Origin of the sequence: Streptomyces celluloflavus (genome assembly GCA_000720995.1) — a bacterium.
GTDB lineage: Bacteria > Actinomycetota > Actinomycetes > Streptomycetales > Streptomycetaceae > Streptomyces > Streptomyces celluloflavus.
In genome coordinates, this window is the sequence record JOEL01000018.1 from 85,968 (window position 1) to 110,792 (window position 24,825).

A 24,825-nucleotide genomic window follows, 5' to 3' on the forward strand; every position below is an offset into this window, starting at 1 on the left:
CGCCGCCGGGCCGGTCAGTCGCGGGACAGCTCGGCCTCGGCCGCCGCCAGCGCCGCGAACTCTTCCTCGGGCGCGGCCGCCACCAGGCGGTGCCGCGAGTAGCAGGCGAAGTAGGCCAGGGCGGCGGCGTACACGCCGAGCGCGATGAGGGCGGCGTCCTTGTCGACCAGGAACGTCGCCACCAGCGCGGCGCAGGCGAGCACGAACGCGACGGACGAGGTGAGCACGCCGCCGGGGGTGCGGTAGGGGCGGTGCAGACCGGGCTCGCGGCGGCGCAGCACGATATGCGAAAGGGACATCAGGGCGTAGGAGATGGTGGCGCCGAAGACCGCGGTGTTGAGCATCCGGGCGCCGTCGCCGGTCGCCGCCGCGAGTCCGAAACCGAGCGCGCCGGGCACCAGCAGGCCGAGGTAGGGGGCCTTGCGGCGGCTGGTCAGGGAGAGGAAGCGGGGCAGATAGCCGGCCCGGGAGAGCGCGAAGAGCTGCCGTGACCCGGCGAAGATGAGCGAGAAGAAGGAGGCCACCAGGCCCGCGAGGCCGGCGTAGTTGACGATCCGGCTGACCGTGGTCGGCTCGCCGTGCGGCTGGAGCGCCTGGACCAGCGGATCGCCGACCGACTGGATGGCGGCCGAGCCCCGGGCGCCGGTCGCGGCGGTGAAGGTGATCAGCGCGAGCAGCAGCAGAATGCCCATCGCGGCGCCCATGGCCTTCGGCAGCACCCGGGCCGGGTCCTTGGTCTCCTCGGCGGCCAGCGGTACGCCCTCGACGCCGAGGAAGAACCACATTCCGAACGGGAACGCGGCCCAGATGCCCAGTACGCCGAACGGCAGCCAGGAACTGGCCCCGAAGGCGCCCGGCCGGACGGGGATGTCATTGAGCGCGTCCACCCGGAAACCCGTGAACGCCGCGCAGGCGAAGACGAGGATCGCGGCGACCGCCACCGCGGTGACGACCAGGCTGAAGCGCAGCGCCTCGCCCACGCCCCACAGATGGATGCCGATGAAGAGCACGAAGCAGGCGAGCGAGACGGGCCAGCCGGCGTGCAGGCCGAACAGGCCCAGCGACTGGACGTAGTCACCGATGAAGAGGGAGATCGCGGCGGGCGCCAGCACATACTCGATGAGGATCGCGGTGCCGGTCAGGAAGCCGCCCCAGGTGCCGAGCGCGCGCCGGGCGAAACCGTAGCCGCCGCCCGCGGTCGGCAGGATCGAGGCCAGCTCGGCCAGTGCGAAGACCAGGCAGGTGTACATCAGGCCCATCAGGACGGCGGCGATGGCCAGACCGCCGAAACCGCCGTGCGCCAGACCGTTGTTCCAGCCCGAGAAGTCGCCGGAGACGACGTAGGCGACGCCCAGGCCGGTCAGCAGCAGCGGTCCCGCGCTGCCGCGGCGCAGCGCCCGCCGCTCCAGATAGGCGGCCTCGGGGGAGGCGGCGCCGCCCGGGGACGAAGGGGACGGTGCGGTCTGCGAATCCGTGCTGTCGGCCATGCGCCGCTCCTGCCTCGCCGAGGGGTGTCGGAGTAAAGGTCCAGCGGCATACCTTTGCCGTCCGTACCGCTCCCGCGCAAGACCCGTGCGCGAAACAGTGGCTAGGGCCTCGGGGCGGTCAGGAATCCCCGCAGCAGGGCGGCCGTTCCGCAGCAGTGCTCGCGCATCACCTCGCGGGCCCCGTCCGCGTCACCCGCCAGCACCGCCGCCACCACGGCGCTGTGCTGGGCCTGCGAATGCTCCAGATTGCGCACCAGCAGCGGAATGCAGTCCAGCAGATCGTTCACGCGCGCCCGCACCGCCGCGTACTGGGCCGCCAGCGACGGCGAACCGGACAGCTCGGCGAGTGTCAGATGCAGCAGCGTGTCGCGCCTGCGGTACTCCGTCAACGGTGCGTCATGGGTCGCCGCCAGCGCCTCGCGCAGCCGGTCGCCCTGCGGGCCGCCCAGCCCGTGCGCCGCGCACAGCCCGGCCGCGCCCACCTCCAGCACCTCCCGGAAGCGCAGGGTGTCCTCGACGTCGACCTTCCCGATCCGGCGCCGCAGCTCGGCCTCGTCCGGATTCTCCGTACGCACCCGGACGAAGGTGCCGCCGTAGCGTCCGCGCCGGCTCTCCACCAGGCCCTCGTCCTGAAGGACCTTCAGCACCTCGCGCAGCGTCACCCGGCTGATCTGCAGATGGTCCGCCAACTCCCGCTCCGCGGGCAGCCGTTCGCCCTGCGGGACCAGGCCCAGCCGGACGATCTGGAGTATCTGCTCCAGCGCCTCCTCGAAACCGTTGCCCGCCCGCACCGGCCGCAGCACCGGCGCCAGCCGGTCCGCCGCACCGTCCATCGGAACCCCTTCCCAAGTAATGGTTCGTGTGCCTACCTTATGACCTCCGGATGCAGTGACAGGAGGCAACACCGTGGCTGACCGCACGCCCCCGCTCTCCGTCGAGGAACTCAGAGTCCTCGTCGACGCCGGGGAGATCGACACTGTCGTCCTCGCCTTCACCGATATGCAAGGCAGGCTCCAGGGCAAGCGGTTCGCGGCCCGCCACTTCCTCGACACCGTCCTGGAGCACGGCACCGAGGGCTGCAACTACCTCCTCGCCGTCGACGTGGACCTCAACACCGTCGAGGGCTACGCGATGGCCTCCTGGGAACGCGGCTACGGCGACTTCGCGATGCACGGCGACACCGCCACCCTGCGCCGCACCCCCTGGAACCCCGGCACCGCCCTGATCACCGCCGACCTGGCCTGGCACGACCGCTCCCCGGTCGTCGCCTCCCCGCGCCAGATCCTGCGCCGCCAGCTCGACCGGCTCGCCGCACGCGGCTGGCGGGCGTACGCCGGCACCGAGCTGGAGTTCATGGTCTTCCAGGACACCTACGAGGACGCCTGGTCGCGCGGCTACCGCGGGATGAACCCCGCCAACCAGTACAACGCCGACTACTCCATTCTGGGCACCGGCCGCGTGGAGCCCCTGCTGCGCCGCATCCGCAACGAGATGGGCGCGGCCGGTCTGACCGTGGAGTCCGCCAAGGGCGAGTGCAACCTCGGCCAGCACGAGATCGTGTTCGTCTACGACGACGCGCTCACCACCTGCGACCAGCACAGCGTCTACAAGACTGGCGCCAAGGAAATCGCCGCCCAGGAGGGCATGGCGCTCACCTTCATGGCGAAGTACGACGAGCGCGAGGGCAACTCCTGCCATATCCACCTCTCGCTGCGCGACGAGGACGGCCGGCCCGTACTGGCCGACGCCGACGGCCCCTACGGCATGTCGGCGACCATGCGGCACTTCCTCGCCGGACAGCTCGCCGCGATGCGCGACTTCACGCTCTGCTACGCCCCGAACATCAACTCCTACAAGCGCTTCCGCCCCGGTTCCTTCGCCCCCACCGCCGTCGCCTGGGGCCCGGACAACCGCACCTGCGCGCTACGGGTGCTCGGCCACGGCCACGGACACCGCCTGGAGAACCGCCTGCCCGGCGGCGATGTGAACCCCTACCTCGCGGTCGCCGCCATGGTCGCGGCCGGTCTGCACGGGATAGAGAACGAGCTGGAACTCCCCGAGGCGACCACCGGCAACGCCTACCGGGGCGACGCCGCGCACGTCCCCACCACCCTGCGCGAGGCGGCCGAGCTGTGGGAGCACAGCCCGATCGCCCGCGCCGCGTTCGGCGACGAGGTCGTCGACCACTACCGCCACATGGCCCGCGTCGAACAGGACGCCTACGACGCGGCCGTCACGGACTGGGAGCGCTTCCGCTCCTTCGAGCGCATGTGAGGAACGAGAAGTGAGCACCGTCCCGCACGAGTTGGACATCATCAACCCGGCCACCGAGGAGGTGGTGGCCACCGTCCCCACCACCGGCCCCGCCGAGGTCGACGCCGCCGTCCGGCGGGCCGCCGCCGCCCAGCGGAAATGGGCCGCGCTGGCCCCCGGCGACCGGGCCCGGATCCTGCGCCGGTTCGCCGACGTCGTCGACGCGCACCTGCGGCCACTGGCCGAACTGGAACTGCTGGAGGCCGGGCACACCCTGGCCAACGCCGAATGGGAAGCGGGCAACGTCCGCGATCTGCTGCACTACGCCGCCGGGGGAGTGGAACGCCTCAACGGCACCCAGATCCCGGTCGCGGACGGCCTGAACATCACCTTCCAGGAGCCGCTCGGCGTCGTCGCCGTCATCGCCCCCTGGAACTTCCCGATGCCGATCGCCGCCTGGGGCACCGCCCCCGCGCTCGCGGCCGGCAACGCCGTCCTCCTCAAACCCGCCGAGACCACCCCGCTCACCGCGCTCCGGCTCGCCCGCTACGCGCTGGACGCCGGCCTCCCGGAGGACCTCTTCCAGGTCCTGCCCGGCGAAGGACCGGTCACCGGCGCCGCCCTCGTCGACCATCCCGGCGTCGCCAAGGTCGTCTTCACCGGCTCCACCGCCACCGGCCGCCGGATCGCCGCCCGCTGCGCCGCGCAGACCAAACGGCTCACCCTCGAACTCGGCGGCAAGAGCCCCAACATCGTCTTCGCCGACGCCGACCTCGAAACCGCCGCGGCCGCCGCCCCCGGCTCCTTCCTCGACAACACCGGCCAGGACTGCTGCGCCCGCAGCCGCATCCTCGTCCAGCGCTCCGTCCACGACCGCTTCATGGAACTGCTGGAGCCCGCCGTACGGTCCTTCACCGTCGGCGACCCGGCCGACCCCGCCACCCGGATGGGCCCGCTGATCTCCGCCGCCCAGCGCGAGCGGGTACGGTCCTACGTCCCCGAGGACGCCCCCGCCGCCATCCGCGGCGAGGTACCCGCCGGCAAGGGATTCTGGTACCCGGCCACCGTCCTGGAGGGGCGGCCCGAGGACCGGACCGCCGTCGAGGAGATCTTCGGCCCGGTCGCCGTCGTCCTCCCCTTCGACGACGAGGCCGACGCGATCCGGCTCGCCAACGCCACCGAGTACGGGCTCTCCGGCTCCCTGTGGACCCGCGACGTCGGCCGCGCCCTGCGCGTCTCGCGCGCCGTCGCGGCGGGCAACCTCTCCGTCAACTCGCACAGCAGCGTGCGCTACTGGACCCCGTTCGGCGGGTTCAAACAGTCCGGCATCGGCCGTGAGCTGGGCCCCGACGCGCTGACCGCCTTCACCGAGACCAAGAACGTCTTCATCAGCACGACCAAGGAGCAGTGAAGTGAGCGACCAGACCCTCCCCGTGTCCTCGGCGGGGGCGACCCCGGTGTGCCGCCGCCTGGTGGGCCGTACCGCGGTGATCACCGGAGCCGGCAGCGGCATCGGCCTGGCGGCCACCCGCCGGCTGGCCTCCGAAGGCGCGAACGTCGTCTGCGCCGACATCGACGCAGCGGCCGGCAAGGCCGCGGCCGAAGCGGTGGGCGGCACCTTCGTCCAGGTCGACGTGACCGACTCCGACCAGGTCGCGGCGCTCTTCGAGACCGCCTACGACACCTACGGCTCGGTCGATATCGCCTTCAACAACGCCGGCATCTCACCCGCCGACGACGATTCGATCCTCACCACCGGACTCGACGCCTGGAAGCGCGTCCAGGAGGTCAACCTCACCTCCGTCTACCTCTGCTGCAAGCATGTGCTGCCCTATATGCAGCGCCAGCGCCGCGGCTCCATCATCAACACCGCGTCCTTCGTGGCCGTGCTGGGCGCCGCCACCTCCCAGATCAGCTACACCGCCTCCAAGGGCGGGGTGCTCTCCATGTCCCGCGAACTGGGCGTCCAGTTCGCCCGGGAGGGCATCCGGGTCAACGCCCTGTGCCCGGGGCCGGTCAACACCCCGCTGCTCAAGGAACTGTTCGCCAAGGACCCGGAGCGCGCCGCGCGCCGCCTGGTGCACGTCCCCGTCGGCCGGTTCGCCGAGCCCGAGGAGATCGCCGCCGCCGTCGCCTTCCTGGCCAGTGACGACTCCTCCTTCGTCAACGCCGCCGAATTCCTGGTCGACGGCGGTATCGCGGGCGCGTACGTCACCCCCGTGTAGCCCGGGGCACCCGCGGATGCCACGCCCGGCCGGACCGGCGTGCCCCGCGGGTACCGTCCGCACACCACCTCGGGACCGGCGCCACCGCGTGCCGGTCCCGCTCCCGTCGCCGCCCCTCACCTCGGAGACCCCATGCGCAAGAGGCACGCCCTCGCCCTGGCACTCGCCGGCGCCACCACCGTCTCGGCCCTCGCGGCCACCGCGCCCGCCACGGCCGCCGCCCCCGCGAAAGCCCCCGCCCGCAGCCACTGCCCCCAGCTCTCCAAGAGCATTCCGTGGTACGGCGACAACCGCGCCAAGCTCCAGAAGATGATCGACGAACGCGGTCTCTGCGGCCACCCGTCGCCCGGCCCCGAGGGGCGCCCCGTCGCCGCTTTCGACTGGGACAACACCGTCGTCAAGAACGACATCTCCGACGCCACGCTCGCCTGGGCCCTCCAGCACGACAAGATCCTGCGGCCCAAGAGCTGGCGGGACACCAGCCCCTGGCTCACCAAGGCCGCCGACCGCGCCCTGACCACGGCGTGCGGTACCACCGTCCCCGCCGGCCACCCGCTGCCCACCGCGAAGAACACCGCCTGCACCGACGAGATCATGGAGATCCGCGGCGAGGGCAGGACCATGAGCGGCGCCCCGGCGTTCGCCGGCGACTGGAACCACCGCCGCACCGTCCCCCAGTACGCCTGGGTCCCGCAGCTGTTCGCCGGCCTCACCCCGGCCGCCCTCACCTCCTACGCCCGGCAGGCCCGCGCCCGGAACCTCGCCGCGCCCGTCGGCACCGAGCAGACCGTCGGCACCCACACGATGGCCGGCTACATCCGCTACTACGACCAGCAGAAGGACCTGATCCGCACGCTCAAGGCCGCCGGATTCGACGTCTACATCGTCTCGGCCAGCTCGGAGACGGTCGCCGCGGCGTGGTCCGGCGGCGTCGGCGTGGACCGGGCGCACACCATAGGCATCCGCAGCACGGTCCGCGACGGCAGGTTCACCACCGGCATCCGCGGCTGCGGCGACGTCAAGGACGGGCGCGGCGAGGCCATCCCGTACATCGACGGCAAACGCTGCTGGATCAACCAGGAGATCTTCAAGATCAAGGGCGCCGAGGCATGGCGCAAGCAGGACCCGGCGCACCGCATCGCGCTGGGCGGCGGCGACGCCGACACCGACGTCACGTTCGTGGGCGACGCCACCGGCGCGCACCTGGCCATCAACCGCAACAAGAGTGAACTGATGTGCCGCGGCTACGACAACGCCGACGGCCGCTGGGTGGTCAACCCGATGTTCATCGATCCGCTGCCCCGCAAGTCCGGCGGCTACCCCTGCGCCACCAAGGGCTACACCAACACCGACGGCGCCCCCGGCCCGGTCCGCCGCCCCGACGGCACCGTCGTCCCCGACCAGCGGGACCGGGTCCACGGCTGACGGACGCTCCGGCGGACACCGGGCCCGGTGTGGCGTGCCCCGCGGCGCCCTGCCGCGGGGCCCCGTCACAGGAAGGTGCGCCCCTCACCGCGGTACGTCGGCACCGTCGCCACCACCCGGTCGCCCTCCACCAGGTGCAGCGCCGCGAACCGCTCGCACAGCTCACCGGCCTTCGCGTGCCGGAACCACACCCGGTCGCCGATCAGCAGCCCGTCGGCGGCCGGCCCCAGCAGCGGCGTCTGCACCTCACCGGCCCCCTCCTGCGGGTCGTAGCGCAGCCCGGCCGGCAGATACGGCACCGGCAGCCGGTCCGCCCCCGGCGCGCCGGACGCCGGATAGCCGCCGCCCAGCACCGTCACCACGCCGGGCCCCGGCCGCCGCACCACCGGCTGCGCGAACAGCGCCGCCGGACGCCCGTGGAACGAACGGAAGTTGTCGAACAGCCGCGGTACGTACAGCCCCGAACCCGCCGCGATCTCCGTGATCGCCGCCTCCGCCGCCGTGTGCTGCACACTGCCCGTACCGCCGCCGTTGACGAACTCCAGCCGCGGCGCCACCGCCCGCACCGCCCGGACCGCCTCCCAGCGCCGCCGCGCCAGCTCCTTGCGCGCCGCCGTCTGCATCAGCCGGACGGCCCGCGAGAACACCGGCTTGCCGTCGACCTCGTCGCCCACACCCGCCACATGCCCCTCGTACGCCATCAGCCCCACCAGCCGGAAACCGGGGCGGCGGACCACCGACCGGGCCAGCGCGGCCAGCTGGGCGGGCGTGCGCAGCGGCGACCGGCGCGCCCCGACCCGCACCTGTCCGCCCAGCAGACGGTAGGAGGTGTCCAGTTCCAGGCAGACCCGGACCTCCTCGCCGCCGCCGGCCGGCCGGGCCGCGTCGATCAGATCCAGCTGCGCGAGATCGTCCGCCATCACCGTCACCGCCGCCGCCAGCTTTGGATCCGCGGTCAGCGCGGCGAACCCCGCCCGGTCCGCCGACGGATACGCCAGCAGGATGTCGGTGAGGCCCGAACGCGCCAGCCACAGCGACTCGTCGAGCGTGAAACTCATGACGCCCGCGAAGCCGTCCCGTGCCAGCACCCGCTCCAGCAGCGCCCGGCAGCGCACCGACTTGCTCGCCACCCGGATCGGTTTCCCCTGGGCGCGGCGCACCAGATCGGCGGCGTTGGCGTCGAAGGACGCCAGGTCGACGACGGCCAGCGGCGCGTCGAGATGGGCGGTGGCACGGTCGTAACGGGCCTTGTCGCCAAGCGCGTCAGCGGTGTTCGGGGACATGGCCGCAGCCTGCCAGACGGGCCTACCGCTGGGTAGGGGAGAGATCGCGACAGAGTGGACACGGGGTGGACACAGGTTGGAGGACCGGCCGCACCAGCCCGTAGAGTGGCCGGGCGCCACCACCGGCAGGTCCATGGCGTGTTGTCCGGATACGAACCATCCTGTCCGATCCCGCTCGCGGATCGGACCGGGGGCAAACGGCGCGAGGGGGAGCGCGGGTGAGCACCGACGCCGATTTCGCGGACGCGCACCGCATCCCGCCCATACCCCCGCACCCACCCCACCGGCCCGCCACCGCCGCGCCCCCCGACGACGACCCGACAACCACCGCCCTGCGCCTCCCGCCCACCGGCTCGACGCCCCCGCCGCGGGCCGCCGCCGACGAACCGGCCCGCGCCGCCGCGCCGTCGGCCGTCCCGGGCGTTCCTGCCGTGCAGTCGGTTGCCCCCGCCATGCCGTCGGTCGCCCCCGTAGTGCCGCAGGTTGCCCCCGTGGTGCCGCCGCCGGTGGAGCCCGCGATGCCGCGCGGTGCGGTGGCTGCCGCCGGTCCGGTCGGTCCGGTGGCTCCGGCCGGTGCGGTGACTCCGGCCGGGGCCGCCGCGCTCGCCTCGTCTGCTGGTGCCGCTGGTGCCGCTGGTCCTGCCGGTTCCGGTGGTTCCACCGGCACTACCGGTTCCACTGGGCGTACCGGCGGCACTGGGCGTACCGGCACTACCGGCCCCGCCGGGCCTACCGGCCCCGCCGGGCCTACCGGCCCCGCCGGGCCTACCGGCCCCGCCGGGCCTACCGGCCCCGCCGGTCCCACTGGTCCTGCCAGTCCTTCTGGTCCCACCGGTCCCGTCCCCCCCTCAGTCCCCGTACGTCCCGCTGCTCCCGCCGGCCCGCCGCGCCCCGCTGTGCCACCGGCCCCGCCGTCCGGCCCGGCGTCGTCGTCCGCCGTCCCGTCGTCCGCCGTCCCGCCCCGGCCCCGTACGGAGCCGCCCTCCACCGGCCCGCAGCCGCCGCCCCGGCCGGAACGCGCGCCGGACGCCCCGGCCGCCGGAGTGCCCGCGCCGGAGCGGCCGGTGGAGCGCCCCGCCTCCTTCCGTGACACCGCGGCCTTCCACCTGGCCAACAGTCAGGACCTGTGGAGCGGCGGTACGGACGCTGCCCCGGAAGTCCGGCGGCCCGGTACGGGCTCCCGCACGCGCGCCGTCACCCCGCCGCCGCGCGCCCCCGGCGACACGCCGCGCGCCTCCGTCACCGCGCGCCCACCCACGCCCGCCGAGATCCCAACCTCCGCCATTCACGCGGGAGTTGTCCCGGCGCCGACCGTTCCGGCCACCCCCGCCGTCCCGCCGCGGCCGCCGGGCGCGCCCGCGGGTGCGCGGCGGGCGCGCGTCCGGGCGGCCGCCGCCGCGGTCTGCCTCGTCCTCGGTATCGGCCTCATCGGCGGTGCGGCGGCCGGGAGCTGGCTCGCCAACAGCTCCGACGCCCGCCCGGCGGCCGAGGCCGCCTTCACCAAGGGCCGCGACGTCTGGCACAACGCCCCTGTGGACACCCTCTTCCCCCGCACCCTCAACAGCCTCGGCACCGGACCGGGCGGCGCCGACCGCCACTGGACCCGGATCGCCGTCGCCCCCGACAGCGGCTGCGCCGGCGCCTTCGACCCGCTGCTGGCCAAGGCGCTCTCGCCGGTCGGCTGCGCCCGCCTGCTGCGCGCCACCTACGCCGACGCCACCCGAACCGGCGTCGTCACCGTCGGCGCCCAGATCACCACGGCCGACCGGACCGCCATGCAGGCCCTGCACGCCCGCTTCAGCACCGAGAAGCTGACCGCCCGGACGGACCTGATGCCCCGGCCGTACCCCGCCCAGGGCACCCTCGCCGCCGGTTTCGGGACCGCCCAGCGCGCCAGCTGGAGCGTCCGGGTACTGACCGACCTCCCGGTCGTCGTCTACGCGGTCTCCGGCTTCGCCGACGGCCGCTCCGTCGCCGACCCGCAGGACGCCGAGGCCGCGACCCGGCCCGGCGCCACCAGCACCCCCGCCCAGTCCGGGCTGGGCCATGGCGCGAAGGACCTCGCGGACCACCTGGAGGCGGCCTTCCGCAAGGCGTCCGCCGGTACCCCCCGGGCCACGGAGGCGACGAAATGACCAGGGCCGTACTGCGCGGCGCCGCCGCCGCGCTCTGCTCCGCCGTACTGGCCGTACTGCCGGCCGCCCCGGCGCGGGCCGACGGCATCCGCGCCCAGGAATGGTCGCTGGAGGCCATGCACACCCAGGACGCCTGGCGCACCACCAAGGGCGACGGCGTCACCGTCGCCGTCCTGGACACGGGCGTGGACGCCGACCACCCCGACCTCAAGGGCCAGGTGCTGCCCGGCAAGGACCTGGTCGGCTTCGGCGCCGGCCCCGGCAACCCGGCATGGGCCCAGCACGGCACCGCGATGTCCGGCATCATCGCGGGCCACGGCCATGGCGCGGGCCGCGCGGACGGGGTGCTCGGGGTCGCCCCGGAGGCCCGGATCCTGCCGGTCCGGGTGATCCTCGAAGACAGCGACCCGCAGCGCAAGGAAGCCCGCGCCGAACGCGCCGGCGCCCTCGCCGACGGCATCCGCTGGGCCACCGACCAGGGCGCCGACGTGATCAACCTGTCGCTCGGCGACGACAGCAAATCCGCGCACCCCGAGCCGCGCGAGGACGCCGCCATCCAGTACGCGCTGGGCAATGGCGTCACCGTCGTCGCCTCCGCGGGCAACGGCGGCGAGGACGGCAACCGCGCCTCCTACCCGGCCGCCTATCCGGGCGTCATCGCGGTCACCGCCGTCGACCGCTACGGCGCCCGCGCCCCGTTCTCCACCCGCCGCTGGTACGCCACGCTCTGCGCGCCGGGCGTGGACGTCGTGATAGCCAACCCGGACCGCAAGTACTACGAGGGCTGGGGCACCAGCGCCGCCGCCGCCTTCGTCTCCGGCGCCGCCGCGCTGGTCCGCGCCGCGCACCCCGGTCTGAGCCCCGCGCAGATCCGCCGGCTGCTCATCGACACCGCGCAGGACGCCCCCGAGGGCGGCCGCGACGACACCTTCGGCGCCGGTCTGGTCGACCCGGCCGCCGCCATCGAGGCCGGCCGGAACCTCCGGCCCGCCCCCCAGCTGCCGGCCCCCGCCGCCTACGCCCACCGCTATTTCGGCGCCGGACCCACCGCCGCGCCCCGGGAGGACGGCGCCGCCGGCTGGCTCCCGTGGACCGCCGCGGCCGCCGGTCTGGCCCTGCTGACCCTCGCCGTCCACCTCCGGCGCCCCCGCCCCGCGGCCGTCGGCTGAATCGTCCACCGCGCGGGCGTTCCGGGGCCCGGCGCCCCGCCCCGACGCCCGCGCGGCACCGCCCGCACCACGGCGCCACACCGCGCGAGGTGCGGAAAGACCGAGCCGCTACGCTCGCCCCGTGCAGAAGAACATCCCGGACCCCGGCTACTCCGACGACGACGGCTCCGCCGACCCGGCCCTCGCGGCCGCGCTGGCCGCCTACGACCAGGACCGCGGCACCGAGCCCCAGCTGCTGTCGGCCCTGACCGGTGCCCGCGTCCTGGTGCCGGTCGTCGCCGTACTGGGCGAGACCGAGACCGGCCCGGACGGTCTGCGGCGTGAGAAGACCAGCGATATGGCGGTACCCACCCTCCAGGCCCCGGACGGCCGCCGCGCGCTGCCCGCCTTCACGTCCATGGAGACCCTCAAGCGCTGGCGCGCGGACGCCCGCCCGGTGGCGGTACCGCTCCAGCAGGCGCTGCTCGCCGCCGCCCACGAGAAGGCCGACACGGTCGTCGTCGACCTGGCCGGACCGGTCACCTACCAGCTCACCGGCGCCGCCCTGCGCGCCCTCGCCGAGGGCCGGGAGAGCGCCGACCCGCTCGCCGACCCGGCGGTCACCGACGCGCTGCGCGCCCTCCTCGCCGCTGTGCCGGGCGTACACGTCGCCCATCTCGCCCCGTCGGCCGAAACCGACGCCACCCTCGCGATCGGCCTCGTGGCCGACGCCCCCGCCGCCGAGGTCGCCGAGCGGCTGGCCCGGTCGCTGGCCACCGACGAGGTACTCCGCGGCCGCCTCGTCCGCGGCCTGGACCTGGCACTTCTGCCGCCCGGCGCCGCCCCGGCCGGGGAACCGCTCTTCCGTCGCTGACCCCCTGGTACCGGCCTCCCGTCCCGTCCCGCCGGACGGCTCTCCTCGCCGGGCCCCTCCTCGCCAACGGGCGCGTTCGTCTCCACGGCCCCACAATTTCGGGGAGAGCTCAAGATCCACGCGAGGAGAGCCCCATGGAGACCACGGAGACCCGTCCCGTCGTATGCGAATTCCTGGGCACGCTGCTCCTGGTGTTCTTCGCCGTCGGCTCGGCAGTGCTGGCGGGCGAGTACATCGGCACCTTCGGCATCGCCCTGACCTTCGGCTTCACCCTGCTGGCCCTCGCCTACGCCCTGGGTCCGATCTCGGGATCCCATGTCAACCCGGCGGTGACCCTCGGTGTGCTGCTGGCCCACCGCATCACCCTCCGTACGGCCGTGGAGTACTGGATCGCGCAGATCCTGGGCGGCATCGTCGGCGCGGCCCTGCTCTTCCTGGTCGCCAAGCAGGTACCGGGCCTGAAGACCCACGAGGCGTTCGGCACCAACGGCTGGGGCGACCGCTCCGCGCTGCACATCAACCTCGGCGGCGCCTTCGTCGCCGAGATCGTGCTGACCTTCCTGCTGGTCTTCGTCTTCCTCTCGGTCACCCACCGGGTGGCCGTGGTCGGCTTCGACGGGCTGCCGATCGGTCTGGCGCTCGCCGCCATCCACCTCGTCGGCATCCCGCTGACCGGTACGTCCGTGAACCCGGCGCGCAGCATCGGTCCGGCCGTCTTCGCGGGCGGCGCGGCCCTCACCCAGCTGTGGCTGTTCATCGTGGCGCCGCTGATCGGCGGTGCGCTGGCGGCCGTGGTGCACCAGATCACCCACCCGCCGGACCCCGCCCTCGCCGCCGAGGACGTACCCGGCGAGGTACCCGGGCAGGCCCCCGGCGAGGAGCCGGCCTGACGGCCGGGCCCCGGAGACAGGACGAGCCCCGGCCGTCGTGGCCGGGGCTCGTCCTGTCTGTTTCGCCGGGTCAGCCGTAGACCGGGCCGGTGAACTTCTCGCCGGGGCCCTGGCCCGGCTCGTCCGGGACGACCGAGGCTTCGCGGAAGGCCAGCTGGAGCGACTTCAGCCCGTCCCGCAGCGGCGCCGCGTGATAGGAGCCGATCTCGGTGGCACTGGCGGTGACCAGCCCGGCCAGCGCCTGGATGAGCTTGCGCGCCTCGTCCAGGTCCTTGTGGTCCTCGCCCTCCTCGGCGAGACCGAGGTTGACCGCCGCCGAGCTCATCAGGTGCACCGCGACCGTCGTGATCACCTCGACCGCCGGCACCTCCGCGATATCGCGGGTCATGGCGTCGAAACCGGGGGCTGCCTGGTCTGCCGGGTCCGCCGGGTTGGGGGCGGCGGGCTGCTGCGGGCTCTGCTCACTCATGTCTGGGGACTTCTCTTCCTGCTGAGGGGGTCGTGCCCACCTTATGGCCCACCTCCCGATGCCTTCGCGCGGGCCGGTCGGGTCCGTCCGGGGACGAAAGGGGTGCCCGCCCCTTGACTCGTGTATTCTGGTGTTCCGACCGGCCGGACACGCATGTGACCGGCCCACAAGTGGAGGCTCCGATCTCCCACCCGCACCGGCCTCAGGGTCGGCGGGTCAACGGTCTGGCTGCGCCCCGCGGAGACTTCGCGGCGGTGCTCCTGAACCACTTCACGGAGCCCCGCCTGTGTCCCGTCCGGGGCGTTTTTGTTGTACCGGCGCGGTTGGTCACACCGAAACAGACGTTACGCGGCAGTCCGCCAGGCCGTCGCGTGGTGCTACCGAGGAGGATCCATCAGCGCCGAGCCCCGCATCAACGACCGGATTCGCGTCCCTGAGGTGCGACTCGTCGGTCCCAGTGGCGAGCAGGTCGGCATTGTGCCGCTTGCCAAGGCCCTGGAGCTTGCGCAGGAGTACGACCTCGACCTGGTCGAGGTGGCGGCGAACGCACGTCCGCCGGTCTGCAAGCTCATGGACTACGGGAAGTTCAAGTACGAGTCGGCCATGAAGGCCCGTGAGGCGCGCAAGAACCAGGCGCACACGGTCATCAAGGAAATGAAGCTCCGGCCGAAGATCGACCCGCACGACTATGACACCAAGAAGGGTCACGTCGTCCGGTTCCTCAAGCAGGGTGACAAGGTCAAGATCACGATCATGTTCCGTGGTCGCGAGCAGTCCCGCCCCGAGCTGGGCTTCCGGCTGTTGCAGCGGCTCGCGTCCGACGTGGAGGACCTCGGCTTCATCGAGTCGAACCCGAAGCAGGACGGCCGAAACATGATCATGGTTCTCGGTCCGCACAAGAAGAAGACCGAGGCGATGGCCGAGGCCCGTGAGGCGCAGGCCGCCCGCAAGGCGGAGCGCCAGGGTGGAGCACCCGCGGACGAGTCCGCCGAGGAGCCTGCCGAGGCGTGATTCCCGGGCGTGAGCCGCGGATTCACACCGGGGCACCCGCCCGGAAACCAAAACCGATACATCTGACGCTCCCGCGGGCCGGTCCGTGCCGGTGGGAGCGCCACTGACGAGGAGAGAACGGCGCATGCCGAAGAACAAGACGCACAGCGGTGCCAGCAAGCGCTTCAAGATCACTGGTTCCGGCAAGGTGATGCGCGAGCGCGCCGGCAAGCGCCACCTGCTCGAGCACAAGTCGTCCCGTCTGACGCGTCGCCTCACCGGCAACGCCGAGATGGCCCCGGGCGACGCCAAGAAGATCAAGAAGCTTCTCGGCAAGTGAGTCCGTGCGCCCCGCCGACGGCCGGGGTGCAGGACCTGGACCGGGTCCACATTCGAACCGGGTCGCGTGAAGACAACCGCGGCCCCGCTACAAGGAGTTAACAAGTGGCACGCGTCAAGCGGGCAGTCAACGCCCACAAGAAGCGCCGGGCGATCCTCGAGCAGGCCAGCGGCTACCGTGGCCAGCGCTCCCGCCTCTACCGCAAGGCGAAGGAGCAGGTCACCCACTCCCTCGTCTACAACTACAACGACCGCAAGAAGCGCAAGGGCGACTTCCGGCAGCTGTGGATCCAGCGCATCAACGCCGCTGCCCGCGCCAACGGCATGACGTACAACCGCTTCATCCAGGGTCTGAAGGCCGCCAACGTCGAGGTGGACCGCAAGATCCTGGCCGACCTCGCGGTGACCGACGCCAACGCGTTCGCCGCGCTGGTCGAGGTCGCGCAGAAGGCGCTGCCGAGCGACGTCAACGCCCCGAAGGCTGCCTGAACTTCAGCCTGACGACGGTGTGACGCGGACCCGTAGGCCACGGCCTGCGGGTCCGCCGCCGTTTGCCGGACCGTTCGCCCGGTCCCCACGCACCGAACGAAAGAAGCGAGCCGCCGCCCATGGGCACCCCCGAGCTGATCTCCCCGCGTTCCCCGCGCGTCGCCGCCGCCCGGCGGCTGGCCCGCCGTACCTTCCGCGGCAAGGAACGCCGGTTCATCGCCGAGGGCCCGCAGGCCGTACGGGAGGCCATCGCGCACCGCGTCGACGGCGAGCCCACGCTCATCGAGCTGTTCGCGACCGTCGAGGCCGCCGACCGGCATGCCGAGATCGTCGCGGCCGCCGACGCGGCCGGGGTCCGGGTGCATCTCGCCGACGACCGGACCGTCGCCGACATCTCGCAGACGGTCACCCCGCAGGGCCTGCTCGGCGTCTGCCGGTTCCTCGACTCGCCGTTCGAGGAGATCCTCGCCGCCCGCCCGCAGCTGGTCGCGGTGCTCGCGAACGTCCGCGACCCCGGCAACGCCGGTACGGTGCTGCGCTGCGCGGACGCCGCGGGCGCCGACGCCGTCGTACTGACCGACGCCTCCGTGGACCTCTACAACCCCAAGTCCGTACGGGCCTCGGTCGGCTCCCTCTTCCATCTGCCGGTCGCGGTCGGCGTGCCGGTCGACCGGGTCGTGAGCGGGCTCCGGACCGCCGGGGTGCGGATCCTCGCCGCCGACGGCGCGGGGGAGCGCGATCTGGACGCCGAGCTGGACGCGGGCGCCATGGGCGGGCCCACCGCCTGGGTCTTCGGCAACGAGGCGTGGGGGCTGCCGGAGGAGACCCGCGCGCTGGCGGACGCCGTGGTGCGGGTGCCCATCCACGGCAAGGCCGAGAGCCTCAATCTCGCGACGGCCGCCGCCGTCTGCCTTTACGCCTCGGCCCGTGCCCAGCGCACCGTCGGCGGCTGCCGCGCGGTGTCACCCGGCTGAGGGGCGTCCGCCCGGTCTCCGGGGTACATACGGTCCGTCCTAGTAGTCTTGCGGGCTCGGGGCCCGGAAGGGGGTAGCGGGAGTGAGTGTGAGGACGTCCGGCACCACGGTCGCCGCCGGCCCCTGCCCGCCCGGCGGTGCCGCGGACGGTCCGGCGCCCGCCGACGGCGCGGGCGCGCTCGGGGCCGGTCTCGGTCTCGACCCCGACACGCTGCCCGACGGTCTGGTCGTCGCCGATGAGGGCGGCCGGGTGATCTGCTTCAACGCCGCGGCCGCCAAGCTCACCGGCATCGCCCCGCAGGACGCGCTGGGCCGCCCCCTCGAACAGGCCCTGCCGCTGCAGGACCTCGAAGGCCGCCGCTGGTGGCAGCTGACCGACCCCTACGGCGGGCTCGCCATCCGCAGCGGCCAGCCGGAACGCAACCTGCTGCTGGGCGGCCGCGAGGTGCTGGTCTCCGCGCGCTACGTCCGCAGCCGGCCGACCGGTCCCCTCCAACGGCTGGTCATCGCGGTGCGCGGCACCGAGGCCCGGCGCCGTACGGAACTGAGCCACGCCGAGCTGATCGCCACCGTCGCCCATGAACTCCGCTCGCCGCTGACCTCGGTCAAGGGCTTCACGGCCACCCTGCTCCAGAAATGGGAGCGCTTCACCGACGACCAGAAGCGGCTGATGCTGGAGACCGTGGACGCCGACGCCAGCCGCGTCACCCGCCTCATCGCCGAGCTCCTGGACATCTCCCGGATCGACTCCGGGCGGCTGGAGGTGCGCCGGCAGCGGGTCGATATGAGCGCGGCGGTCCGCCGGCACGTCCAGGCGCAGACGACCGCGGGACAGCGGCCGGACCGCTTTCTGATCCGGATGTTGGCGCCCCTGCCCGATCTGTGGGCAGACCCGGACAAAGTGGACCAGGTGCTGGGGAACCTCCTGGAAAATGCCGTGCGGCACGGTGCGGGAACGGTCACCATCGAGGTCGGACCGGCAGCGGACCGCGCCGATACGGAAGGGACGTCCGTCACCGTGAGCGACGAAGGCCCCGGAATCCCCGAGGAGTCGATGAGCCGCGTCTTCACCCGTTTCTGGCGGGGCAGCAAACGCGGCGGCACGGGCCTGGGCCTCTATATCGTCAAGGGCATCGTCGAGGCACACGGCGGGACGATCACGGTCGGCCGGGCGCCGGCCGGCGGCGCGCAGTTCCGATTCAGCCTGCCCGTCGCGGCCCCGGCCTTCATGGCCTGAGGAGCAGCGGCGGGCGCCCCGGCCAGGGGCTTGGAACAGCCCTGGCAGCCATCCCCTTAGACTTGACCTTTGGCACCTTTGGCGCACAAGCATCGCGGGCACAAGCGCGGGCTCGGCATCCGAAGTTTGTGATCGAAGAGCCGAGGCCAAGCGAAGCGAAGCCAGACCACCGGAAGCACGGGAAGAGATGTCCGCACCCAATAAGTCGTACGACCCTGTCGAGGTCGAAGCCCTGAAACCGGAAGAGATCGCCCGGCGGGTCGACGAGGCGCTCGCCGCCGTCGCCGCCGCGGCCGATCTGGAGGCGCTGCGCGAGGTGAAGGTCGCGCACACCGGCGACCGCTCGCCGCTCGCCCTCGCCAACCGCGAGATCGGCGCCCTGCCCCCGCACGCCAAGGCGGACGCGGGCAAGCGCGTCGGCCAGGCCCGCGGCCGGGTGAACCAGGCGCTCAAGGCCCGCCAGGAAGAGCTGGAGGCGGAGCGCGACGCACGCGTGCTCGTCGAGGAGGCGGTGGACGTCACGCTGCCCTACGACCGCGTCCCCGCCGGCGCCCGGCACCCGCTGACCACCTTCATGGAGCGGGTCGCGGACGTCTTCGTCGCCATGGGCTACGAGGTCGCCGAGGGCCCCGAGGTCGAGGCCGAGTGGTTCAACTTCGACGCCCTCAACTTCGTGCCCGACCACCCGGCGCGCCAGATGCAGGACACCTTCTTCGTCCAGGGCGACGGCACCCGGGGCGACGAGTCCGGTGTCGTGCTGCGCACCCACACCTCGCCGGTCCAGGCCCGTACGCTCGTCGACCGCGAACCGCCGGTCTACGTCGTCTGCCCGGGGCGGGTCTACCGCACCGACGAACTGGACGCCACGCACTCCCCGGTCTTCCACCAGATCGAGCTGCTCGCCGTGGACGAGGGCCTGACCATGGCCGACCTCAAGGGCACCCTGGACCATATGGTCCAGGCGCTGTTCGGGGCGGACATGAAGACCCGGCTGCGGCCGAACTACTTCCCGTTCACCGAGCCGTCCGCCGAGATGGACATGGTCTGCTACGTGTGCCGCGGCGAGTCCGTGGGCAACCCGGACCGCCCCTGCCGCACCTGCTCCAGCGAGGGCTGGATCGAGCTCGGCGGCTGCGGCATGGTCAACCCCAAGGTGCTCATCGCCTGTGGTGTCGACCCCGAGAAGTACAGCGGCTTCGCCTTCGGGTTCGGAATCGACCGGATGCTGATGTTCCGGCACAACGTGGAAGACATGCGCGACATGTTCGAGGGCGACGTCCGGTTCACCCGGCCGTTCGGGATGGAGATCTGATGCGGGTCCCGCTTTCTTGGCTGCGGGAGTACGTCGACCTGCCGGCGACCGAGTCCGGCCGCGACGTACAGACCAAGCTCGTTGCCGTCGGCCTTGAGGTCGAGACCGTCGAGCGGCTGGGCGAGGGTCTCAAGGGCCCGCTCGTCGTCGGCCAGGTGCTGACCATCGAGGAGCTGGAGGGCTTCAAGAAGCCGATCCGCTTCTGCACCGTCGACGTCGGCACCGCCAACGGCACCGGCGAGCCGCAGGAGATCGTCTGCGGTGCCCGCAACTTCGCCGTCGGCGACAAGGTCGTCGTGGTGCTGCCCGGCGCCGTGCTGCCCGGCGACTTCAAGATCGCCGCGCGCAAGACGTACGGCAAGACCTCGCACGGCATGATCTGCTCCGGCGACGAGCTGGGCATGGGCGACGACGGCACCGACGGCATCATCGTGCTGCCGCCGGAGCACGAGACCGGCAGCGACGCCATCGAGCTGCTCCAGCTGGTCGACGAGGTCCTGGACATCGCCGTCACGCCGGACCGCGGCTACTGCCTGTCGATGCGCGGTGTCGCCCGCGAGACCGCCACCGCCTACGGCCTGCCGCTGCGCGACCCGGCGCTGCTGGACGTGCCGCCGCCGAACGCGTACGGCTACCCGGTCCAGGTCGCCGACCCGATCGGCTGCACCCGCTTCACCGCCCGCACGGTCACCGGTCTGGACCCCGAGACGCGCTCGCCGCTCTGGCTCCGGCGCCGGCTCCAGAAGGCCGGGATGCGCCCGATCTCGCTGGCCGTCGACGTCACCAACTACGTGATGCTGGAGCTCGGCCAGCCGCTGCACGCCTACGACCGCACCAGCGTGGACGGTCCGATCGGCGTCCGCCGCGCCCTCGCGGGCGAGAAGCTGACCACCCTGGACGGCACCCAGCGCGTGCTGGACGCCGCGGACCTGGTCATCACCGACAACCGCGGCCCCATCGGCCTCGCGGGTGTCATGGGCGGCGCCAACACCGAGATCGCGGACGTGGTGACCGACCCCGAGACCGGGCAGGTCCACGGCACCACCGAGATCGTGGTGGAGGCCGCGCACTTCGACGCGCTGTCCATCGCCCGTACGGCCCGTCGGCACAAGCTGTCCTCGGAGGCGTCCAAGCGCTTCGAGCGCGGAGTGGACCCGCAGGCCGCGTCCGCCGCGGCGCAGCGGACCGTCGACCTCCTGGTGCTGCTGGCCGGCGGCACCGCCGAGGCCGGGGTCACCGAGGTCGTCTCGCCCAGCGGGCCGCGCACGATCACCATCTCCGCGGACCACCCGGACAAGGTCGCCGGGGTGACCTACGGCCGCGAGACCGTCGTCCGCCGCCTCCAGGAGGTCGGCTGCGATGTGTACGGGCAGGACGAACTGGTCGTCACGGTGCCGTCCTGGCGACCGGACCTGAGCGACCCGAACGACCTGGCCGAAGAGGTCATCCGGCTGGAGGGCTACGAGAATCTCCCCTCGACCCTCCCGCGGCCGCCGGCCGGCCGTGGCCTGACCGAGCGTCAGCGGCTGCACCGCCGGGTCGGCCGGGCGCTCGCCGGGGCGGGCTATGTCGAGGCGCTGAACTACCCATTCACCGGGCAGGCCGTCCTCGACCAGCTCGGCATCGAGGCGGACGACCCGCGCCGGCAGGCCGTCACCCTCGTCAACCCGCTCTCCGACGAGGAGCCCGACCTGCGCACGACGCTGGTCCCGGGGCTGCTCAACGCGCTGCGCCGCAACGTCGGCCGCGGCTCGCACGACCTCGCGCTCTTCGAGACCGGTCCGGTCTTCCGGGCGACCGGCGACGAGAAGCCGGCCACCCGGCTGGTCGTCGACCGCCGGCCGACCGATGACGAGATCGCCTCGCTGGACGCCTCGCTCCCGCAGCAGCCGCGGCGCGCCGCCGTGGTGCTCGCCGGGGCCCGCGAGCAGGCCGGCTGGTGGGATTCCGCCCGCCCGGCGACCTGGGCGGACGCCGTCGAGGCGGGCCGTACGGTCGCGCGGGAGGCGGGTGTCGAGCTGATCGTCCGGCAGGACCAGCACGCCCCGTGGCACCCGGGCCGGTGCGCGGCGCTGCTCGCGGTCGTCGACGGCGAGGAGATCCTCGTCGGCAACGCCGGTGAGCTGCACCCGCGCGTCATCAAGACGCTCGGCCTGCCGGAGCGCACCTGCGCGATGGAGATCGACCTGGACCGCGTCGAGCGGGCCTCGGCCGGTCCGCGGCGCGCCCCGCGGATCTCCACCTTCCCGGTCGCCACCCAGGACGTCGCGATCGTCGTCGACGAGACGGTGCCGGCCGCGGACGTCGAGGCGGCGCTGCGCGACGGCGCGGGCGACCTCCTGGAGTCGGTGCGACTGTTCGACGTCTTCACCGGCGAGCAGCTCGGCGCGGGCAAGAAGTCCCTCGCGTACGCGCTGCGCTTCCGCGCCGCCGACCGCACGCTGACCGCGGAGGACGCCACGGCGGCCCGTGACGCGGCGGTCGCGGCGGCGGTGGAGCGCACCGGAGCGGCGCTGCGCGGCTGAGCGCGGCCCCGCCCCGCCGGGGAACGGTATGAGGGGTGCGGGTGTGGACGGCAGGGATGCCGTCCACACCCGCACCCCTTTCGGCGTTCCGGGGGAGAACCGGCCCGTCCAGGACCCGGAGGGGAGGGGCGGGGCCCGTGCCTGGCGGGTGCGGGTGATCCCGGCGGCCCGGCCACCGCCGCAACGGCCGTGCGGAGCGGGGCAGTTCACGGCGGCGTCCGTCCATGGCGCCCGTCTCCGCTTCACACCCCGTGTGAAGCGCGGTTCACTACGCTGATCTGACGAAGTCAGTAAGTCGACAAGGCCAAGAGCCGTCGGCCCACGGCCGGCCCGGCTCACCGGGAGGCCGGTATGGAGCCCAACACCCTGCTCGACGCGATCCTCGACGAGGCCGGCATCTCGCACGCCGGGCTGGCCGCACGGATCAACCAGCTCGGCCGCGCCCGCGGCCTCGCCCTGCGGTACGAACACACCGCGGTGGCCCGCTGGCTGAAGGGCCAGCGGCCGCGCGGCCAGGTACCCGACCTGATCTGCGAGATCCTCGGCGACCGGCTGCACCGCGCCGTAGGACTCGACGACATCGGGCTCAGCCGGCCGGGCCTGCGCCGCGGCCCCGTCACCCCGCTCTCCGGTTTCGTCGAGCGCGCCACCGCCCTGTGGCGGTCCGACGAACAGCAGCGGCCGCACATCCTGGCCGCCCCCGCGCTCACCGGCACCTCGGCGGTCATGCCCGTATGGGAGTGGGAGAACCCTCCCGAGGACTCCGACGTCTCGCGCGCCGGGATGTCGCGCGTCGGCATGGCGGACATCGAGATGCTGCGCACGGCGCGGACCCACTACGAGCAGATGTACCGGAAGGCGGGTGGTATCGCGACCAGAGCACGCATCGTGGGATTCCTCAACACCGAGGCGGCGCCGCTGCTGCGGGGCAGCTACACCGACGCGACAGGACGCCAGCTCCACCGGGCCACCGGCGGGCTGGTCGCCGTCGCCGGCATCTGCGCGTACGACTCGGACGCTCTCGGGCTGGCCCAGCGCTACTTCCATCAGGCGTTACGGCTGGCCAAGGCCAGTGGGGACCGCGGCCTCGGCGCGTATGTGATCGCGCTGCTGGTCAACCAGTCCCTCTTCGTACGGGAATACCGCCAGGCGGTCGCCTTCGCGGAGGCGGCGCTGCGGGCCGCGGGCCCGCAGATCACCCCGGCGCTCTCCGCGGACCTCTACGCGATGCAGGCCAAGTCCTACGCCCGGCTCGGCGACGGCGCCAGCGCGCTGGCGTGCATCCGGCGCGCGGAGGCGGCGGCGGAGCGCATCCGGCCGGGCCTCGAACCGGCGGAGACGGGCTATGTCCAGCCCGGCCTGGTGAACGTACAAGTGGCGGAGGCGCTGCTCAGCCTCGGTGATCTGCGCTCCGCCCGGGAGCAGGCGGACGCCGCCGTCGACACCCCCGCACACGACCGCGGCCGGGTCCACCGGCTGGCCATGCTCACCCATATCGAGCTGCGCCAAGGCGATGCGGACCGGGCAGTGGCCAACGCCGCGCAGATGACCGAGCAGGTCAGGGGCATGGAGTCGCAACGGTTGCGGGACCGGCTGCGGGCGGTGCGCGAGCATCTGGCCGAGACCGGGAGCTCCGCGACCGACGCGGCCGCCGATCTCATCGACGAGGTGCTGCGCGTTCCGCTGTGACCGGGCTCGTGTCACCTTGCCGGCTCAAAACGGCGGAAGGTGACATCAAGTGCGTTGGAACAACCTCAGCGAACAGACCGTGTACGCGAACCCCTGGTTCCGGGTCAATCTCGCCGACGTGGAACTCCCCGACGGCCGCCACCTGGATCACTACCTGATCCGGATGCGGCCCGTCGCCGTGGCCACAGTGGTCAACGAGGCCAATGAGGTGCTGCTGCTGTGGCGCCACCGGTTCATCACCGACGCCTGGGGCTGGGAGCTGGCCGCCGGTGTCGTGGAGGACGGCGAGGACATCGCGGCCGCGGCCGCGCGGGAGATGGAGGAGGAGACCGGGTGGCGCCCCGGCCCCCTCCGGCACCTCCTCACGGTGGAGCCGTCCAACGGCCTCACCGATGCCCGGCACCACATCTACTGGTCCGACGAGGGCGCCTTCGTCGGCCAGCCGCAGGACGACTTCGAGTCCGACCGGCGGGAGTGGGTCTCCCTGAAGCTGGTGCCGGACATGGTGGCGAGGGGGGAGGTGCCGGCCGCCAACATGGCGGCGGCGTTGCTGATGCTGCACCACATCCGGCTCGGCTGACCGGCCCGCCCCGCCGCTGCCGGCCCTCTCTCACCGGGCCACGGCCTGCCACAGGGTGACCAGTAACGCCGCGAGCCCCGTGAGCGCGGCGAGGGACGGCAGCGGCCAGCGGCCGCTCTCCAACTGCGTGACGCGGGCGTGGAGTTCGTCCGCGTCACGCTCGTACTGTGCCGAGCGCTGGGCGATCAGCGCCAGCCGGCCTTCGACTTCGGCGGTGCGCACATCGAGGCGGCGCCTCAGCTCCGCCAGGTCGGCGGCCACCAGATCGGGTTCGGGGTGGGCGGTCACGGTCCGCTCCTCATTCCTCTCGCGAACGACTTCGTTCTCCGTACGGCTACCAGTCAACTGCCCTGCGGCGAAAGGCGGGAGCGTGTGCGGAGCGACGCTGCGAGTCACCGGCGCACACCCCGTGTGAAATTACGGAGAGTGATGATTGGGGAGTGGTGCGGGCGGCCTACGTGCGGGGTGTGCACCGTCCACGTTCAGGACGGTCATCCGCTG

22 protein-coding genes are annotated in these 24,825 nt (G+C 73.1%); 17 read left to right on the plus strand and 5 right to left on the minus strand.

Annotated elements, in window-relative coordinates:
- Positions 1–14 precede the first annotated feature (14 nt).
- Together eat and IH09_RS18960 are read right to left on the minus strand one after the other, a co-directional pair.
- Positions 15–1,487: an ethanolamine permease gene (eat, locus tag IH09_RS18955; RefSeq protein WP_052857654.1), complete on the minus strand. Its 1,473-nt coding sequence runs from the start codon at positions 1,485–1,487 to the stop codon at positions 15–17.
- Positions 1,488–1,588: 101 nt separating this feature from the next.
- On the minus strand, positions 1,589–2,320 hold the full coding sequence (locus tag IH09_RS18960) for a FadR/GntR family transcriptional regulator (RefSeq protein ID WP_052857656.1): 732 nt from the start codon (positions 2,318–2,320) through the stop codon (positions 1,589–1,591).
- A gap of 73 nt (positions 2,321–2,393) precedes the next feature.
- Between IH09_RS18960 and IH09_RS18965 the strand changes: the two genes are divergently transcribed.
- From IH09_RS18965 to IH09_RS18980, 4 genes are all read left to right on the plus strand, one after another.
- The gene (locus IH09_RS18965) at positions 2,394–3,761 is read left to right on the plus strand and encodes a glutamine synthetase family protein (RefSeq protein WP_052857658.1); all 1,368 of its coding nucleotides are present in this window, start codon (positions 2,394–2,396) and stop codon (positions 3,759–3,761) included.
- Positions 3,762–3,771: 10 nt separating this feature from the next.
- Positions 3,772–5,151: an aldehyde dehydrogenase family protein gene (locus tag IH09_RS18970; RefSeq protein ID WP_052857659.1), complete on the plus strand. Its 1,380-nt coding sequence runs from the start codon at positions 3,772–3,774 to the stop codon at positions 5,149–5,151.
- 1 nt (position 5,152) lies between these two features.
- Positions 5,153–5,965, plus strand: a complete 813-nt coding sequence (locus tag IH09_RS18975; protein ID WP_381682286.1) for a 3-oxoacyl-ACP reductase — start codon at positions 5,153–5,155, stop codon at positions 5,963–5,965.
- A 132-nt stretch (positions 5,966–6,097) separates the two neighbouring features.
- The gene (locus IH09_RS18980; RefSeq protein ID WP_052857661.1) at positions 6,098–7,390 is read left to right on the plus strand and encodes an HAD family hydrolase; all 1,293 of its coding nucleotides are present in this window, start codon (positions 6,098–6,100) and stop codon (positions 7,388–7,390) included.
- Positions 7,391–7,455: 65 nt separating this feature from the next.
- Here the strand turns inward: IH09_RS18980 and IH09_RS18985 are convergent, their stop codons facing one another.
- Positions 7,456–8,673 carry an amino acid deaminase/aldolase gene (locus IH09_RS18985; protein WP_052857663.1) on the minus strand — a complete coding sequence of 406 codons (1,218 nt, stop codon included), beginning with the start codon at positions 8,671–8,673 and terminating at the stop codon, positions 7,456–7,458.
- Between the two features lie 1,064 nt (positions 8,674–9,737).
- Here IH09_RS18985 and IH09_RS39145 point away from each other — a divergent pair.
- From IH09_RS39145 to IH09_RS19005, 4 genes are all read left to right on the plus strand, one after another.
- Positions 9,738–10,808 (plus strand): hypothetical protein, encoded by a 1,071-nt coding sequence (locus IH09_RS39145; protein ID WP_205379646.1) that lies wholly within the window; start codon positions 9,738–9,740, stop codon positions 10,806–10,808.
- Positions 10,805–11,977 (plus strand): type VII secretion-associated serine protease mycosin, encoded by a 1,173-nt coding sequence (mycP, locus tag IH09_RS18995; protein WP_052857666.1) that lies wholly within the window; start codon positions 10,805–10,807, stop codon positions 11,975–11,977. Before IH09_RS39145 ends, mycP begins: the two co-directional genes overlap by 4 nt.
- A gap of 121 nt (positions 11,978–12,098) precedes the next feature.
- A complete protein-coding gene (locus IH09_RS19000) occupies positions 12,099–12,830 on the plus strand; it encodes an SseB family protein (protein WP_052857667.1) in 732 nt (243 codons plus the stop codon).
- A gap of 134 nt (positions 12,831–12,964) precedes the next feature.
- Positions 12,965–13,720: an MIP family channel protein gene (locus IH09_RS19005; RefSeq protein ID WP_052857669.1), complete on the plus strand. Its 756-nt coding sequence runs from the start codon at positions 12,965–12,967 to the stop codon at positions 13,718–13,720.
- A gap of 70 nt (positions 13,721–13,790) precedes the next feature.
- On the opposite strand, the gene IH09_RS19010 is transcribed toward IH09_RS19005, so the two are convergent.
- Entirely contained in the window at positions 13,791–14,189 is a 399-nt protein-coding gene (locus tag IH09_RS19010) for a DUF1844 domain-containing protein (protein WP_052857671.1), read from the minus strand.
- A gap of 393 nt (positions 14,190–14,582) precedes the next feature.
- Here IH09_RS19010 and infC point away from each other — a divergent pair, with 393 nt between their 5' ends.
- From infC to IH09_RS19055, 9 genes are all read left to right on the plus strand, one after another.
- Complete coding sequence (gene infC / locus IH09_RS19015) at positions 14,583–15,200, plus strand: translation initiation factor IF-3 (protein ID WP_216362898.1); 618 nt, start codon at positions 14,583–14,585, stop codon at positions 15,198–15,200.
- Positions 15,201–15,324: 124 nt separating this feature from the next.
- Entirely contained in the window at positions 15,325–15,519 is a 195-nt protein-coding gene (rpmI, locus tag IH09_RS19020; RefSeq protein WP_052857675.1) for a 50S ribosomal protein L35, read from the plus strand.
- A gap of 104 nt (positions 15,520–15,623) precedes the next feature.
- Positions 15,624–16,007 carry a 50S ribosomal protein L20 gene (gene rplT / locus IH09_RS19025; protein ID WP_052857680.1) on the plus strand — a complete coding sequence of 128 codons (384 nt, stop codon included), beginning with the start codon at positions 15,624–15,626 and terminating at the stop codon, positions 16,005–16,007.
- Positions 16,008–16,126: 119 nt separating this feature from the next.
- A complete protein-coding gene (locus IH09_RS19030) occupies positions 16,127–16,981 on the plus strand; it encodes a TrmH family RNA methyltransferase (protein WP_052857682.1) in 855 nt (284 codons plus the stop codon).
- A gap of 82 nt (positions 16,982–17,063) precedes the next feature.
- Positions 17,064–18,218: a sensor histidine kinase gene (locus IH09_RS19035; protein ID WP_052857685.1), complete on the plus strand. Its 1,155-nt coding sequence runs from the start codon at positions 17,064–17,066 to the stop codon at positions 18,216–18,218.
- 187 nt (positions 18,219–18,405) lie between these two features.
- Entirely contained in the window at positions 18,406–19,530 is a 1,125-nt protein-coding gene (gene pheS / locus IH09_RS19040) for a phenylalanine--tRNA ligase subunit alpha (RefSeq protein ID WP_052857687.1), read from the plus strand.
- Positions 19,530–22,055 carry a phenylalanine--tRNA ligase subunit beta gene (gene pheT, locus IH09_RS19045; protein WP_052857688.1) on the plus strand — a complete coding sequence of 842 codons (2,526 nt, stop codon included), beginning with the start codon at positions 19,530–19,532 and terminating at the stop codon, positions 22,053–22,055. The genes pheS and pheT overlap by 1 nt, the downstream gene beginning before the upstream one ends.
- A 351-nt stretch (positions 22,056–22,406) precedes the next feature.
- On the plus strand, positions 22,407–23,744 hold the full coding sequence (locus tag IH09_RS19050) for a hypothetical protein (RefSeq protein WP_052857690.1): 1,338 nt from the start codon (positions 22,407–22,409) through the stop codon (positions 23,742–23,744).
- A 49-nt stretch (positions 23,745–23,793) separates the two neighbouring features.
- Positions 23,794–24,324 carry an NUDIX domain-containing protein gene (locus IH09_RS19055; protein WP_052857691.1) on the plus strand — a complete coding sequence of 177 codons (531 nt, stop codon included), beginning with the start codon at positions 23,794–23,796 and terminating at the stop codon, positions 24,322–24,324.
- 30 nt (positions 24,325–24,354) lie between these two features.
- On the opposite strand, the gene IH09_RS19060 is transcribed toward IH09_RS19055, so the two are convergent.
- Positions 24,355–24,612, minus strand: coding sequence for a hypothetical protein (locus IH09_RS19060; RefSeq protein WP_052857693.1), 258 nt, complete (start codon positions 24,610–24,612; stop codon positions 24,355–24,357).
- Between the last annotated feature and the right edge of the window lie 213 nt (positions 24,613–24,825).